Annotated in this window: 13 protein-coding genes; 7 read left to right on the plus strand and 6 right to left on the minus strand. The window is 69.2% G+C overall.

All coding sequences use genetic code 11. The features are described 5' to 3' along the window. Positions 1 to 309: 309 nt before the first annotated feature. Entirely contained in the window at positions 310 to 1,251 is a 942-nt protein-coding gene (locus tag OIU81_RS14165) for an EamA family transporter (RefSeq protein ID WP_443074140.1), read from the minus strand. Between the two features lie 149 nt (positions 1,252 to 1,400). Here OIU81_RS14165 and OIU81_RS14170 point away from each other — a divergent pair, with 149 nt between their 5' ends. Beyond that, a complete protein-coding gene (locus tag OIU81_RS14170) occupies positions 1,401 to 2,270 on the plus strand; it encodes a LysR family transcriptional regulator (RefSeq protein WP_329147668.1) in 870 nt (289 codons plus the stop codon). Between the two features lie 74 nt (positions 2,271 to 2,344). Here OIU81_RS14170 and OIU81_RS14175 read toward each other — a convergent pair whose 3' ends face one another. Next, positions 2,345 to 2,752, minus strand: coding sequence for a hypothetical protein (locus OIU81_RS14175; RefSeq protein ID WP_329147670.1), 408 nt, complete (start codon positions 2,750 to 2,752; stop codon positions 2,345 to 2,347). Positions 2,753 to 3,557: 805 nt separating this feature from the next. On the opposite strand from OIU81_RS14175, the gene OIU81_RS14180 reads away from it, so the two are divergent. The 4 genes from OIU81_RS14180 to OIU81_RS14195 all read left to right on the plus strand — a co-directional run bounded on the left by OIU81_RS14180 (position 3,558) and on the right by OIU81_RS14195 (position 6,439). Continuing rightward, positions 3,558 to 4,316 carry a DUF6879 family protein gene (locus tag OIU81_RS14180; RefSeq protein ID WP_329155145.1) on the plus strand — a complete coding sequence of 253 codons (759 nt, stop codon included), beginning with the start codon at positions 3,558 to 3,560 and terminating at the stop codon, positions 4,314 to 4,316. Between the two features lie 10 nt (positions 4,317 to 4,326). Then, positions 4,327 to 5,178, plus strand: a complete 852-nt coding sequence (locus tag OIU81_RS14185; protein ID WP_329147671.1) for a helix-turn-helix domain-containing protein — start codon at positions 4,327 to 4,329, stop codon at positions 5,176 to 5,178. Between the two features lie 57 nt (positions 5,179 to 5,235). Further along, positions 5,236 to 5,775: a DUF6879 family protein gene (locus OIU81_RS14190; protein ID WP_329147673.1), complete on the plus strand. Its 540-nt coding sequence runs from the start codon at positions 5,236 to 5,238 to the stop codon at positions 5,773 to 5,775. Between the two features lie 88 nt (positions 5,776 to 5,863). Next, positions 5,864 to 6,439: a DUF5753 domain-containing protein gene (locus tag OIU81_RS14195; RefSeq protein ID WP_329147674.1), complete on the plus strand. Its 576-nt coding sequence runs from the start codon at positions 5,864 to 5,866 to the stop codon at positions 6,437 to 6,439. Between the two features lie 87 nt (positions 6,440 to 6,526). Here OIU81_RS14195 and OIU81_RS14200 read toward each other — a convergent pair whose 3' ends face one another. After that, entirely contained in the window at positions 6,527 to 6,733 is a 207-nt protein-coding gene (locus OIU81_RS14200) for a DUF397 domain-containing protein (RefSeq protein WP_329147676.1), read from the minus strand. Between the two features lie 15 nt (positions 6,734 to 6,748). Beyond that, positions 6,749 to 7,567 (minus strand): helix-turn-helix domain-containing protein, encoded by an 819-nt coding sequence (locus OIU81_RS14205; protein WP_329147678.1) that lies wholly within the window; start codon positions 7,565 to 7,567, stop codon positions 6,749 to 6,751. 252 nt (positions 7,568 to 7,819) lie between these two features. Here OIU81_RS14205 and OIU81_RS14210 point away from each other — a divergent pair, with 252 nt between their 5' ends. Continuing rightward, positions 7,820 to 8,293 (plus strand): ATP-binding protein, encoded by a 474-nt coding sequence (locus OIU81_RS14210; RefSeq protein WP_329147680.1) that lies wholly within the window; start codon positions 7,820 to 7,822, stop codon positions 8,291 to 8,293. A gap of 823 nt (positions 8,294 to 9,116) precedes the next feature. On the opposite strand, the gene OIU81_RS14215 is transcribed toward OIU81_RS14210, so the two are convergent. Continuing rightward, positions 9,117 to 9,356, minus strand: coding sequence for a response regulator transcription factor (locus tag OIU81_RS14215; RefSeq protein WP_443073989.1), 240 nt, complete (start codon positions 9,354 to 9,356; stop codon positions 9,117 to 9,119). A gap of 310 nt (positions 9,357 to 9,666) precedes the next feature. Here OIU81_RS14215 and OIU81_RS14220 point away from each other — a divergent pair, with 310 nt between their 5' ends. Then, complete coding sequence (locus tag OIU81_RS14220; RefSeq protein ID WP_329147682.1) at positions 9,667 to 10,683, plus strand: hypothetical protein; 1,017 nt, start codon at positions 9,667 to 9,669, stop codon at positions 10,681 to 10,683. 18 nt (positions 10,684 to 10,701) lie between these two features. Here the strand turns inward: OIU81_RS14220 and OIU81_RS14225 are convergent, their stop codons facing one another. Then, a complete protein-coding gene (locus tag OIU81_RS14225; RefSeq protein ID WP_329147684.1) occupies positions 10,702 to 13,653 on the minus strand; it encodes an FAD-binding and (Fe-S)-binding domain-containing protein in 2,952 nt (983 codons plus the stop codon). Positions 13,654 to 13,708 lie beyond the last annotated feature (55 nt).

Below are 13,708 nucleotides of genomic sequence, written 5' to 3' on the forward strand. Positions count from 1 at the left end.
GGAATATCCCCTTCGCCCTTCCCAGCATAGGGGCTTCGGCCCTTTCATTCCCTTCCGCACGGACGCCGTGCGGAAGGGAAGGGGCCTGACTTCTTCGCCGTGTCGTCGAGACGGTGTCGTCGAGATGATGTCGTCGAGCCAGTCATAGATGCGAGCCGTGGCGGAGCGCAGGGCGCCGGGGAGCACGGGCGCCCCTGGATGCATGTCTCTCCGGAGGCACACGAGCAAGTACCCACGCTCCTCGCCAAGTTCCGTACCCGGTCAGAGGGGCAGAGGGTCAAAGGGCCAGAGGGTCAGGCGGTCACCGGGTCAGTGCGCGCCCGCCGTCGCGCTCCGTACCGCCCCCACGCTCGCCACCACGACCAGCCCGATCGCCAGCACCTCGGCCCAGCCCAGCGCCTGGTGCAGCACGAGGAATCCGGCGGTGGCCGCCGCGGCCGGCTCCAGGCTCATCATGACCGCGAAGCCGGAGGCCGGGAGCTTGCGCAGGGCCAGCAGCTCCAGGGTGTACGGCAGCACCGACGACATCATGGCGACCGCGGCGCCCAGCCCCAGGGTGACCGGGTCCAGCAGCGCCGTCCCCGCACTGGCGACACCGAGCGGCAGACTCAGCAGCGCCGCGACGGTCATCGCCAGCGCCAGCCCGTCGGCCTGCGGGAAGCGCTGTCCGGTACGGGCGGAGAGCAGGATGTACGCGGCCCACAGCCCGCCGGCCGCCAGCGCGAACGCCGCCCCGGCGAGGTTCAGCCCGTCGAGTCCCTCACGCCCCAGCAGCACCACACCGCCCAGTGCCAGCGCCGCCCACAACAGGCTCAGCATCCGGCGGGAGGTGGCCACCGACAGAATCAGCGGCCCGAGGAACTCCAGGGTGACCGCGGCGCCCAGCGGAATGCGGTCGATCGCCTGGTAGAACAGCGAGTTCATCCCGGCCAGGGCGACGCCGAAGGCCAGCACCGTCGCCCAGTCGCCCCGGGTGTAACCGCGCACCTTCGGGCGGCAGACGACCAGCAGCACCAGCGCGGCGACCACCAGCCGCAGCGTGACCACGCCCAGCGCGCCGGCCCGCGGGAAGAGCAGCACCGCCACCGACGAGCCGAACTGCAGCGAGACGATCCCGCCGATGACCAGCGCCACCGATGTGATCCGCCCCCGCGCACCCGCCGCACCGGCGGTCCCGGCCTGCGCCTCCGCCGTCAGCACCTCGGGCGAGGCCGGCACGGGGTACGGAATGCCCTCGCCGACGACGGGCACGGTGGGGGCAGGAGTGGCAGGAGTGGCAGGGGCGTCAGTGGCGGGCACACGGCCATCGGGGCTCTCGGACGAAGCGTTCACGCCACCACGCTACGGCCCGCCCTCCGGTCCGTGAAATGCCACTTTCCCTGTTGTTATGCTCCGCACGCATGAGCATCGAGCTGCGTCATTTCCGCTGCTTTCTCGCCATCGCCGACACCCTGAGCATCACCCGCGCCGCCGAGCGGCTGCATCTGACCCAGCCCGCCGTCTCCCGCACCCTGCGCCAGCTGGAGCAGGAGCTCGGGATCCGCCTCGTCGACCGCTCCACGCACCATCTCGCGCTCACCCCGGACGGCGAGACGTTCCGCGACCGGGCCCGGATCGCGGTCACCGCCTTCGACCGGGCGCTGGTCACCGCCCACCACGCCGACTGGCCGCTGCGTCTGGGCCACGCCTGGTCGGCCGCCGGGACCGACACCACCGCGCTGCTGCGCCGCTGGCACGAGGAGCACCCCCGCACCCCGCTGGAACTCCTGCGCATCGACGACCGCACGGCCGGCTTGGCCCGCGGTGACGTGGACGCCGCCCTGCTGCGCGGCGAGGTCCGCGCACCCGGCCTGATCACCGAGCAGCTCACCACCGAACCCCGCGTCGCCGGCCTCCCCGCCGACGATCCGCTCGCCGACCGCGCCACCCTCTCCCTCACGGACCTGGCCGACCGCACCATCGCCCTCAACACCGTCTCCGGCACGACGACGCTCGACCTGTGGCCCGCCGGTGCCCGCCCCGCCTCGTCGATCACCATCGGCAACACCGACGACTGGCTCGCCGCCATCACCGGCGGCCGCGCCGTGGGCGTCACCACCTCCGCCACCGCCGAGATGCACCCGCACCCCGCCATGTCCTACGTCCCGCTGACCGACGCCCCGCCCGTCCCGGTCGTCCTCGCCTGGCGCGACGGCCCGGGCCACCCGCGCATCCGGGACCTGATCACGCTGGCCCACGAGGTGATGGGACGGCCCGCCGACACGACATGACGGCGGACGGCGGACGGCGGACCGCCGTCGTGGGGCGGCGAGTTCAGAATGCCGGTGGGCCGCACCCTGCCGATCTACCGCAGCGGGCAGGCGTAGTCCCGACGCACCCGGTGCGGACTGCACGCAATCAGATTGACCGAGAGAAACCGCCCCCCGCTCACCCACCACCCCCCGACCCGGTCCTCCCCGGCAGCCAGCGCACGCACGGTCTCGTCGTACGACGGGTCCGGCATCCCCGCCCCGTCGAAAAGCCCGGCGTATCCCTGGAGTTGCGCCGCATACCACTCGGCCCCCTCCTTCGGCTCCTCGAACGTCGCCTCGATCCGCCCGGCCGTCTTCAGCAGCCAGTCCGCGCACTCCAGCGGCATCACCTGGGCAGTGCGAAACTCCGGGTGGCCCGGACGCCGCTGCGCATCCCCCGGCTTGACGAGGACATCGCCGCTGCCGAGCCAGACGTAGGCGTGGTGATGAGGTCCGGCCATCTCTCTCCTTCACGCGAAGCCCCACCGGCACTGGTCCGAACGGTCGGCCCCCGCCGCGGTGGAGGCCGAGGGCCGCCCGGATTCACGGCCTACTGACGGCCACAGCCCTGCCCGTCACCGCAACCTCCGTTGGGGCTACCGCCCTGGTCGTCGTCCTCATCGCCGCCGTACTTGACCGGGTCGAGGCGGAATCGCATGGTCATCTCCTCGGGTGCTGACTCGGCGCACGGTCGGTCCGCGCGTCGCCGTGCCCGTACGAGGCCCCCTTAAGGGCCCACCCGCTCCGGCCGTGTCCTGCCAGGGAATGACGGCCGGGGCGGGAGCTTTCACAGCCGCCCGCTCCCGCTCACGACTCCGCCCCGTGCCGCGCACGATGGCGCGCGATGAGGACGTGGAAGTCGGTCACTCTGCTGAGATCCCGGGCCGCCGCGGCTTGCTTCCGGCCGCGCTCCAGGTCTTGGCATGTGGGGCAGCGATGCTCTGCCTGGACTCGCCCCAGCGCCACGAACCGCAGGTCAGATGACGCATCGTCGCCTTGGGGCGACAGGGAGGCGGTCCCGCCAGAGGCCAGGGCATCGCGCGAGGACTCAGCCCCTTCGGTGGGGTCGGCCCGACGCTGCTTGTCCGGTGTGGTCATGGACGGGACGTTAGGGACCCGCAGGTGGGCATCGCGAGGAAAGTTTCTCGAAGTTTCTCGTGCCGCGACAGGACTTTCTCTACTCTTCTCACCTAGGTGGGCGGACCCTGTACCGCCGCGCTTCGCGCCCTTGAATGCTGAGTGAGTCAGTCCAAACGAAGGGACGTAATCATGAGGCGACTGCGCTTCAACGGCACCGGAAGCGGCACCGACGGATGCCCTTCCGTCCATGAGGACCTGGACACGGGTGAGATCATCGTGCACGGTCCGCCACTCACCGACCGCCGCGACATCACCCAGCTCCAGCACCTGTCCGAGGGCGAGACGGCGATCGTCTTACCCTGTGAGTTGCTGGTTGACTTCGGCCCGAAGGAGACCACTCGCGTGCCACGCATCATCGACCTGGACGAATTCGGCCGGCTCTTCACCTCCTTCAAGCACACGGCGTGGCGGCTGGAGACTCGGCGCCGCTATGCGAGCGACGAAGGCACCGAAACCTACGCGCAGTTCAACCGGGGCGAGCCCGTGAAGTGGGAAGGCGTCGACTCGGAGTGGTGCGTCAAGCGTCGGGAGCAGTCCGCGCTCGGTAAGCGCTTCGAGCGAGTCCGCATCGTCGACAACCCTCCGACTGCCGGACAGCTCTACCTGCTCGACAACGCGAAGCGGAACAGCGCCGTGGGCGAAGACATTCGCAACCTCTCGCGCGCCGATGCCGAGCAACTCCATTTGCCGGAAGAGGACTTCTGGATCTTCGACTCCCGGTTCGTCGCTCTGCTCAACTTCGACGACTCGGACAACCTGATCGACGTCGAGCTGATCACCGAACCGGTCGCCGTCAACCGCTACGCCCAGGCACGCGACGCCGCCTGGCATTACGCCGTCCCGTACCAGAAGTTCGCGGAGGCGACAGCCGCGGCGCAACGGTGACAATGGCCCGGTGAGTACTGACTTCCAGCAGGCGCGAGAAGCCCTGGGCGACCGACTCAGGGAGCTGCGACACTCCTGCCCTGAAGGTCGGCTCACCGGAGCCCAACTTGCCGAACGGCTGCGCTGGCCACACTCCAAGATCAGCAAACTGGAAAACGGCCGGCAGACTGCCACCGCCGGTGACCTGCGAGCCTGGGCAGAGGCCACCCGCCAACCGGAAACGGCAGGAGAATTGATCTCCCGGGTGGCCGCCCTCGAATCCCAGGTTCGCTCGTGGCGTCGACAGCTCGCCTCGGGGCACCGAGCCGTACAGGACACCCACAATGCGGAGCACGTGCGGACTTCCGTCTTCCACGCATGGCAAGGCGCCATGATCGTGGGGCAACTTCAGACAGCTGACTACGCACGTCACATCTTCACGCGCTATGCGAGCTTGCACGAGTCGCCCCGCGACACCGAGGACGCGGTCCGAGCACGCCTGCAAAGGCAAGAAGGTCTGTACAAGGCGGGGAAGAAGTACCGGATCATCATGTGGGAGGCAGTCCTGCATGCTCTGGTTTGCCCGCCTTCCGTGCTTGCCGCTCAGCTCGACCGCCTTGCGGGTCTCATCGGTCTCGACACGGTTGAATTGGGCATTGTGCCCTTCAGTGCGCCGCTGAAGATTCCGCCGGCCAATGGCTTTTGGGTACTGGATGAGCGGGTCGCGATCGTTGAGGACTGGCACGCGGAGCTTTGGCTGGACGACGCGCAGAGCGTCACCACATACATGAAGGTCTGGAACACGCTGCAGGAATCTGCGGTCTACGGCCCCAAGGCGCAGAACGTCATAAATGGGGCCCGGCGAGCCCTCAGCGCACACTGATTCCGTGCAATTCAAAGCGCCCATTCAGTGCTGAACTGAAGTCAAGGAGGCCACCAAGTGTCCACTACTATCAATCTGAACGAGTTCAATGAGCTTTTCAAGACTTTCGAGCACTCAGCATGGCGCCTGGAGAGTCGCCGCGGCTATGCCTCCGACCGTGAGGACGCGACCTACCGCGAGTTCATCGAGACGGGCACAGTGGCATGGGACCCCGATGACGACTGGTGCCGGAACATGCGTGCGCAGACGGCGGCCGGTAAGTGCGTCGGCCGGGTCCGTATCGTCGACAATCCTCCGACGACCGGTCAGCTGTATCTACTCGACAACGCTAAGCGGAACTCAGCCACAGGAGAGGACATGCGCAACCTGTGGCGCGCCGACGCCGAGCGGCTCCAACTACCCACCGAGGACTTCTGGATCTTCGACTCGCGATTCATCGCCCTCTTGCATTTCGACGAGGCAGACACCCTTCTCCATGTCGAATTGATCACGGAGCCGGCGGAAGTGATGCGGTACGCCCAGTTCCGCGATGCCGCGCTTCATCACTCCTACCCCTTCGGGCACTTCGCGGCGTTGGTATCCGCAGCCCACGAGTGAGTCGTAACCGGATTACTGGATGCAGAAGGGGAACGAAATTTCGCAGTCACCGAACTCCGGGTCGACATACACCGAGTGGCACCATCAGATGCGCGACGGGCTGAAGCCCCTACAGGAAAGCTTGGGTTCGTTATTCCACGAGACCCAGCTGTTCCGCATCTACTCCTCCACCCTCATGCCAGGCCTGCTGCAGACCGAGGGCTATGCGGCCGCAGTGCTGCGCACAATCGCCGAATCCGAGGAACTTCCCTTCGACGACAGTGCGGAGGCCGCGCGGGCGCGAGTCGAGCGGACCCGCATCACCCGTGAGCCAGGGCATGAGTCTGTTCTGATCATCGAAGAAGCTGTGCTGTACCACCAGTTCGGAGGCAAGGAGGCGATGACTCGTCAGCTGGGCCACCTGCTGACGATCGATGCCCTGCCGTCCGTATCCCTCGGAATCATCCCGAAGACGACGAGCCAGCGGGTGCAGCTGCCGCACGAGACGTTTCACGTATACGATGCCCGGTTGGTCTCGGTCGAGCTGCTATCGGCAGAGGTGAAAATCACCCAGCCCTCCGAAGTCGCCCTCTACGTGAAGGCGTTCGAGCAGCTTCAGGGCATGGCCGTGTTCGGCGCGGAGGCGCGAACGCTCATCTTGAAGGCGCTTGAGGGCTTGCGCTGAGGCTGCCTGTGACGGCAAGTGCCCCCTGGGCCAAATGCTTGACCAGGGGGCACTTTCTTGCTTACTACCAGCCTCACGCCCGCAGCCTCAAAAGGCCGTGGGGTGGTCCGCCTTCAGCTTCGCCAGGAACGAGGTCCACGCCCTTGCGCCGAAGGCCAGGCTGGGGCCGGCGGGGTGCTTGCTGTCCCGTACGGGAACGATGCCCGGCAGACCATCAGCGACTTCCACGCACTGACCGTTCGCACTGCTGTAACTGCTCTTCCGCCACGCTATGCCGGAGAGGTCGTAGCCCATTCCCAACACCTCTTCTTAGTCTCTCGCTGCCGCAACCTTAGCCAGCAGGGCAGCACTGTCGTTCGGCCCCAAGGCCACGGCTTGCAGGTGCTCGAACATCGACTTGTAGCGGCGCATCTCCGCCTCAGACTCCAGGAACAGATCACCCGCCGGGGTGTCTACGTAGACCAGCTCCGGGTCCGCAGGATCCGGGAAGTCCATGTGCACGAAGCTGCCGGGCATACCTGCATGCGCCCCCTTGTCGAAGGGGATCACCTGGAACGTGACGTTCGGTTCCTCCATGAGCCTGAGCAGGTGACGCGCCTGCTCCTGCATCACCTTGCTCCCACCGACCACCCGTCGTAGAGCCGCCTCATCGACAATCGCCCAGAGCTGTAGCGGGTGTTCCTTGCCGAGCAACGCCTGGCGCTCCATGCGCGCCTGGACTCGCTGCTCCACCTCTTTGTGGCTGGCCGCTGCCCACACGCCCCTGATGACTGCGCGGGCGTAGTTCTCGGTCTGGGCGAGACCGGGGAGAAACAGCGACTCATAGTTGCGCACCGTGCGCGCTTCCGCTTCGAACCCGATGTAGGCCGTGTATTCCTCGGGCAGTTCCGAGTGGTACGGACGCAGCCAACCCTGATCGTTGGAGCCCGTCTGGATGGCCAGGAGGTCGGCCCGCTGCACGTCGGTCGCCTCGTACACGTCGAGCAAGGCGACCAGCGTCCGCTTCTGCGGTCGGGCGCGCGCCTTCTCGATGCGATAGAGCGTCGCCGCGTTGATCCCCTTCTTCTCCGTGACCTCCTCACGGGTCATCCCCGCAGCCGCACGTAGCCGGCGCAGCTCCGCGGCCAACCGCCGGAGTCTCACGGTTGGGGGATGTTGTCGCTTGTCCGCCACGTGCGGTCCCTTCGATGGCTCGGCGATACCGCGAGTCTGGCGACCACCACGGCTCAACTCAACCCAGTTCGAACACGCTGAAGCAGTTCGCAATCATTGCGTTCTCATTGTGGGCGAGTGCACTCTATGCGTAACATCACTGAGCGTTCAAAGCTCGTCACACACAAGTGATCTTGACGCTCCGTCATGCGCAGCAAGGGGATAGCCATGTCCACACGCGCCCGACCAGTAGCAACACGACTCACCACCGATCCGCCGCCCGCTGCCGCCCACCGCTTCCCCGTCGACAGACGGTGCCCCGGCCACGCCCGTCGGGCTCTCTGGCACCAGCTTCAGGCCTGGCAGATCCGTGGAGAACTGGCCAACACCGCCGAGCTGTTGCTGTCCGAGCTGGTCACCAACGCCGTGCAGGCGCAGGCGTCCGACGCACCGGACGTCGGTGTCCGGTTCGCGTGGGCGGGCGGCCGGCTCCGGCTGGAGGTGTGGGACGCGAGCGACGAACTGCCCGTACGGAACGAAGCCGAGGAGGACAAGGAATGTGGGCGTGGATTAGTGCTGGTGGACGCCTTGGCAAGTGGCTGGGGCGTCGACCGGGGCGCCACCGGAAAGACCGTGTGGGTCGAGTTGGCCGTCGGCGACGCCTCGGCCCCCTGCCTGACACCAGCGCGGTACCTGCCGTGACGACTCCGAGGCTCGTGGCCTACCGGGCGGAGGCCTCGCACGGCATCCGGACGGTTCCTCGATCGACCTCGGTGGCTGGACGTCGTACTCGCCGGGCCATGCCCTGAGCTGGGTCCGGGTGCGGGCGGAGCACGTGGCGCAGCAGTTAGGCGCCCCGTATGCCGGAGTGGTGCACGCGTGGCTGGAGGATGCGGCCGGATACCGGTGGGCCCGGGACGGCCTCGCTGCCGGAATCCTCGTCGTCGTCAGGGCAGTTGATGCGGAAGGGTGCGCCTACGCGCTCTCGGCGCATCCGGCCGACCGGGCCCACAGCGCGAACCCCGTTGGGGCCCCTCGCATCCGGGAGGCGGCATGACGCGGGAGGCGGCATCGACGCTCCTCACGCCCGGCTTCTGGTGCGAGCGGTTCGCGTATCGCTCCGCGCAGGCGGATCGTCTGGCCTCCTGGACGGCTCTCGCCACGCACAGCCCTGTATGTGCGGTGCGGTTGATGGGTGGGGATGCAAGGAAGGTGGCTGCTGGTCTCCCCGAGGGGGAACGGCAGCGGGTGCTGGGAGTGTTGGGCGGCCCAGGGCAGGTGGGGGCCATGGCCGCGCTCCAGCGAAGCGAGCCTTGCGGCCTTGCCCTCGATTGCGCCGGGTCGTGGGTGGAATGGTCGGCCAGGCCGGTCCTCTTTCTGTCCCTCGCCGACGGTGCGCCGGGAACACCTGGTCCGCGCCGAGCCGATCAGTCGACGGGGTTCGGGGCGCCCCTGACGCCGGACGAGGGCGTCCCTTAGGGAATCGGGACCGCCTGCCCGCGGCACGCGCCCCGCCCGGATCAAGCTACGGCTTGTTCAGGTAAGTGAGCACGGCGCGGACGCGGCGGTTGCTGTTGCCGTCGTCGGTGATGCCGAGCTTGCCGAACAGGGAGGTGGTGTCTTTGCTGACGGTGCTTTCGCTGAGGAAGAGGCGGCTGCCGATGGCCTGGTTGGACAGTCCCTCGGCCATGAGGCCCAGTACTGAGCGCTCGCGTTCGGTGAGCCGGTCGAGTCCACGGGCTGGGAGCTGCTCGAATACCGCCACTCCGGCCTCCCCCCTCGGCGAGCAGGGTGCATCCGCTGCCGATGCCGGCCCGGGTACGGCCCTGAGAGGCGTGAATTGCATATCTCGCTACTCTGGAAGAAAGGCGTCCAACGGCAGGACATCGTCCGGCTGTGAGGCCCAACTGCTCTCCCCTGGAAGGCCGAGCGCAGTGGGGTGCGGCCGTGGGCGAGGAGACAGGTGCCCTGGTGGGGCCGGGGGCCGGGGGCCGGGGCCGGGGGCCGTAAGTAATGGGACCCCCGCGGTGAGCCTTTTCCGTTCAGATGGTCAGAGCGTCAGGAGGGCTGAGGCAATGACAACCGAACAACACGCGTTCGTCGACTGGACGTCCCGCGATAGTGATCAAAAAGCCACCGGAGCCATGGACGGCAGAACGGTGACGGTCACCGGGCCCCTGGGCGAAGCAGATCTCCACGAGGAATACACCGGATTCGGAACATCGTCATTCGACCCCTCGCTACCCACGTCCGACGCCATAGAACTCGCAAGCAAGCCCGCGAACCCCGAGTTCACCGTCGACTTCGGCGCCGAGGTACACGACGCCGTCTTCTACCTGGGATCGCTCGGCTCCATCCTGACGCTTCCCGTCGATACCGTCGCCACCAAACTCAGCGGCGACCAAGGTTTCACCATCGAGAACAACAACGTGGTCCTGGGCGTCGCGAAGAACGCCACGGACACCACACCTGCTGATTCCAACGGCAGCATTCGCATCAGCAGGCCCCAGCCCTTCCGGTCGATCACATTCAACCTGAAACCGAACGCCGCCATCGAGCGGGACGGCGTCATGCTCCAGATCGGCAGGGTAGAAAAGTTCGTCGACTGGACGTCCCGCGATAGTGATCAAAAAGCCACCGGAGCCATGGACGGCAGAACGGTGACGGTCACCGGGCCCCTGGGCGAAGCAGATCTCCACGAGGAGTACACCGGGTTCGGAACATCGTCATTCGACCCCTCGCTGCCCACGTCCGACGCCATAGAACTCGCAAGCAAGCCCGCGAACCCCGAGTTCACCGTCGACTTCGGCGCCGAGGTACACGACGCCGTCTTCTACCTGGGATCGCTCGGCTCCATCCTGACGCTTCCCGTCGATACCGTCGCCACCAAACTCAGCGGCGACCAAGGTTTCACCATCGAGAACAACAACGTGGTCCTGGGCGTCGCGAAGAACGCCACGGACACCACACCTGCTGATTCCAACGGCAGCATTCGCATCAGCAGACCCCAGCCCTTCCGGTCGATCACATTCAACCTGAAGCCGAACGCCGCCATCGAGCGGGACGGCGTCATGCTCCAGATCGGCAGTTAGGACCCGTTCGAACCCGCCCTACCCCCGCCGCACGCCCGGCTTCCCCTCCGGCCCTCCCGCTCCGGCTGAGCCGTCCTCCCCCAACGCCTCCGCCAGCACCTCCGCCAGATGCCGCCCCGGGCGGTCGCCCAGCTGGTCCAGCTGGGTGCGGCAGGAGAAGCCGTCGGCGAGGATTTCCGTGTCGGGGGTGGCCTCGCGTACGGCGGGCAGGAGTTGGTCCTCGGCGCAGGCCACCGAGACGTCGTAGTGGCCTCGCTCGAAGCCGAAGTTGCCGGCCAGGCCACAGCAGCCGCCGGCCAACGGGCCCGTGAGGCCGGCGCGTTCGCGCAGCCGGCGGTCGGCGGCGTCGCCCAGGACCGCGTGCTGGTGGCAGTGGGTCTGGCCGGCGACGGGGCGGTCGAGGCGCGGGGGCCGCCAGTCGGGGGCCAGCTCCTCCAGGGCCTGGGCGAAGGTCCGTACGGAGCGGGCCAGGCGGGCCGCCCGGGGGTCGTCGGGGAGGAGTTCGGGCAGGTCCGTGCGGAGGGCGGCGGCGCAGCTGGGTTCGAGGACGACCAGGGGGCGGCCGTCCCGCAGGAGGGGGCCGAGCACGTCCACCGTGCGGCGCATGACGGCGCGGGCCCGGTCGAGCTGGCCGGTGGAGACGTAGGTCAGGCCGCAGCACAGGGGGCGGTGGCGGCGCGGGAGGAGGCCGGCGGCGCCGGTGCGCGGGGGCGCGGTCGGGGGGAGGAGGGGACGCAGGCCGGCGGCTTCCAGGACGCGGACGGCGGCGTGGCCGACCTGAGGGGAGAGGTGGTTGGTGAAGGTGTCGGGCCAGAGGACGACGGTACGGCCGGCGGCGTCGGGGGCTTTGGTGGTCCGGCGCCGGTGCCACCACCAGCGGGTGAAGGTCTCGGTGGCCAGTGCGGGGATCGGGCGCTCGGGGGCGATCCCGCCGAGGCGTTTGCCGAGGGCGGCCAGCGGTGTACGGGCCAGCGCGTTGAGGGCGGGGGCCAGGGGGGCGGCGACGTGCAGCCACTGGGGGAGGCGGCCCATGGAGTAGTGGGCGGCGGGCCGCAGCCGGCCCTCGTAGTGGTGGTGGAGGAACTCCGCCTTGTAGGTGGCCATGTCGACGCCCACGGGGCAGTCGCTGCGGCAGCCCTTGCAGGAGAGGCAGAGGTCGAGGGCGTCGCGCACCTCCGGCGACTGCCAGCCGTCCGTGATCACTTCCCCGGAGAGCATCTCGTGCAGCAGCCGAGCCCGGCCCCGGGTGGAGTGCCGCTCCTCGCCGGTGGCGCGGAAGGACGGGCACATGACGTCCGCCGAGCCCGGACCCGTCGTGGTGTTGCGGCATTTGGCGACGCCCACGCAGCGGCGGACGGCCGCCGAGAAGTCGCCGTGGTCGTGCGGGTAGCCGAACTCGACCGGGACCGGGCGCCTGGGCAGCGACGCGAAGCGGAGGTTCTCGTCGAGCCGGGCGGGACGGACCAGCATGCCGGGGTTGAGCCCGGCGGCCGGGTCCCACAGCGACTTGAACCGCTCGAAGACGCCGACGAGTTCGGGGCCGTACATCTTCGGGAGGAGTTCGGCGCGGGCCTGGCCGTCGCCGTGTTCGCCGGAGAGCGAGCCGCCGTGCGCGACGACCAGCTCGCCCAGGTCGTAGGAGAACTCCCGGAAGCGGCGGATGCCGGGGGCGGTCAGCAGGTCGAAGTCGATACGGATGTGGATGCAGCCGTCGCCGAAGTGGCCGTAGGGGGTGCCGCGCAGGCCGTGCTGGGTCAGCAGGGCGCGGAAGTCCCGCAGATACGGGCCGAGTCGGGCCGGGGGGACGGCGCAGTCCTCCCAGCCGGGCCAGGCCTCACTGCCGTCCGACAGCCGGGTGGCGGTGCCGGAGGCGTCCTCACGGATCCGCCAGAGGGCGCGCTGGCCGGCCGGGTCGGTGACGAGGGTGTGCGCGGTGGTGCCGTCCGCGGCCGCCCGGCACAGCGCCTCGGCGCGGGCCGCCGCCTCACCGGGGCTCGCGCCGCCCATCTCCACGAACAGCCAGGCACCGCCCTTGGGCAGCCCGGCCGCGTCGCCCACCAGGTCGGCGGCCATGCCCTCGACGGTCATCGGGCGGTGCGGGAGGAGGGTGTGCGCGGCCTCGGCGGCGGCGCTCTCGTCGGGGTAGCCGAGGACGGCCAGGGCCCGGGCGGCGGGGGTCTCCACGAGCCGCACGGTCGCCTCGGTCAGCACCCCGAGGGTGCCCTCGCTGCCGGTGAGGGCGCGGGCGAGGTCGGTGCCGGCCTCCGGGAGCAGGGCGTCCAGGGCGTAGCCGGAGATCCGGCGGGGGAGGTCGGGGTAGCCGGTGCGCAGCAGCGCCAACTCCGCGTCCACCAGCGCCTTCACGCCGTCCCGCAGCCGCGGCGGGAGGCCGGTGGGCGCGCCGGTGCGGTCCGTGCCGCGGCCGGCCCGTACCTGCTCGCCGCCGTACGTCAGCAGCGCCAGCTCGCGGACGCTGTCGGCGGTGGTGCCCCAGGCCACCGAGTGCGAGCCGCAGGAGTTGTTGCCGATCATGCCGCCGAGGGTGCAGCGGCTGTGGGTGGAGGGGTCGGGGCCGAAGGTCAGCCGGTGGGCGCCGGCCGCCGCCCGCAGGTCGTCCAGGATGACGCCGGGCTGGACGACGGCGGTGCGGGCCGCGGGGTCCAGCGACACGATGCGGTTCAGGTGCCGGGTGAAGTCCAGCACCACGCCCACCCCGGTCGCCTGCCCGGCGATGCTGGTCCCGCCGCCGCGCGGCACCACCGGCACCGCATGCTCCCGGCACACCCGCAGCGCCGCCGCGACGTCCTCGGCGTCCCGGGGCGCGACGACCGCCATCGGCACCCGCCGGTAGTTCGACGCGTCCATCGTCATCAGTGCCCGGTCGGCCGCGGCGAACGAGACCTCCCCCCGCACCGCGGCCGCCAACTCCTCCGCCAGATTCCGCTGCTCCGTCTCCGTGCGCTCAGCCATGTCCCCAGCCTGCCCACTGCGGCGGGGTCATGGCCCGTCGGCGGGGCCGGTAATT

Source organism: Streptomyces sp. NBC_01454 (genome assembly GCF_036227565.1).
GTDB lineage: Bacteria > Actinomycetota > Actinomycetes > Streptomycetales > Streptomycetaceae > Streptomyces.

What these genes read in the sequence shown, in the direction of transcription:
- OIU81_RS14170 (WP_329147668.1), top strand. Translation starts at nt 1,401, where the DNA reads ATGAGCATCGAGCTGCGTCATTTCCGCTGCTTTCTCGCCATCGCCGAC.
- OIU81_RS14175 (WP_329147670.1), bottom strand. Translation starts at nt 2,752, where the DNA reads ATGGCCGGACCTCATCACCACGCCTACGTCTGGCTCGGCAGCGGCGAT.
- OIU81_RS14195 (WP_329147674.1), top strand. Translation starts at nt 5,864, where the DNA reads ATGCGCGACGGGCTGAAGCCCCTACAGGAAAGCTTGGGTTCGTTATTC.
- OIU81_RS14200 (WP_329147676.1), bottom strand. Translation starts at nt 6,733, where the DNA reads ATGGGCTACGACCTCTCCGGCATAGCGTGGCGGAAGAGCAGTTACAGC.
- OIU81_RS14210 (WP_329147680.1), top strand. Translation starts at nt 7,820, where the DNA reads ATGTCCACACGCGCCCGACCAGTAGCAACACGACTCACCACCGATCCG.
- OIU81_RS14220 (WP_329147682.1), top strand. Translation starts at nt 9,667, where the DNA reads ATGACAACCGAACAACACGCGTTCGTCGACTGGACGTCCCGCGATAGT.
- OIU81_RS14225 (WP_329147684.1), bottom strand. Translation starts at nt 13,653, where the DNA reads ATGGCTGAGCGCACGGAGACGGAGCAGCGGAATCTGGCGGAGGAGTTG.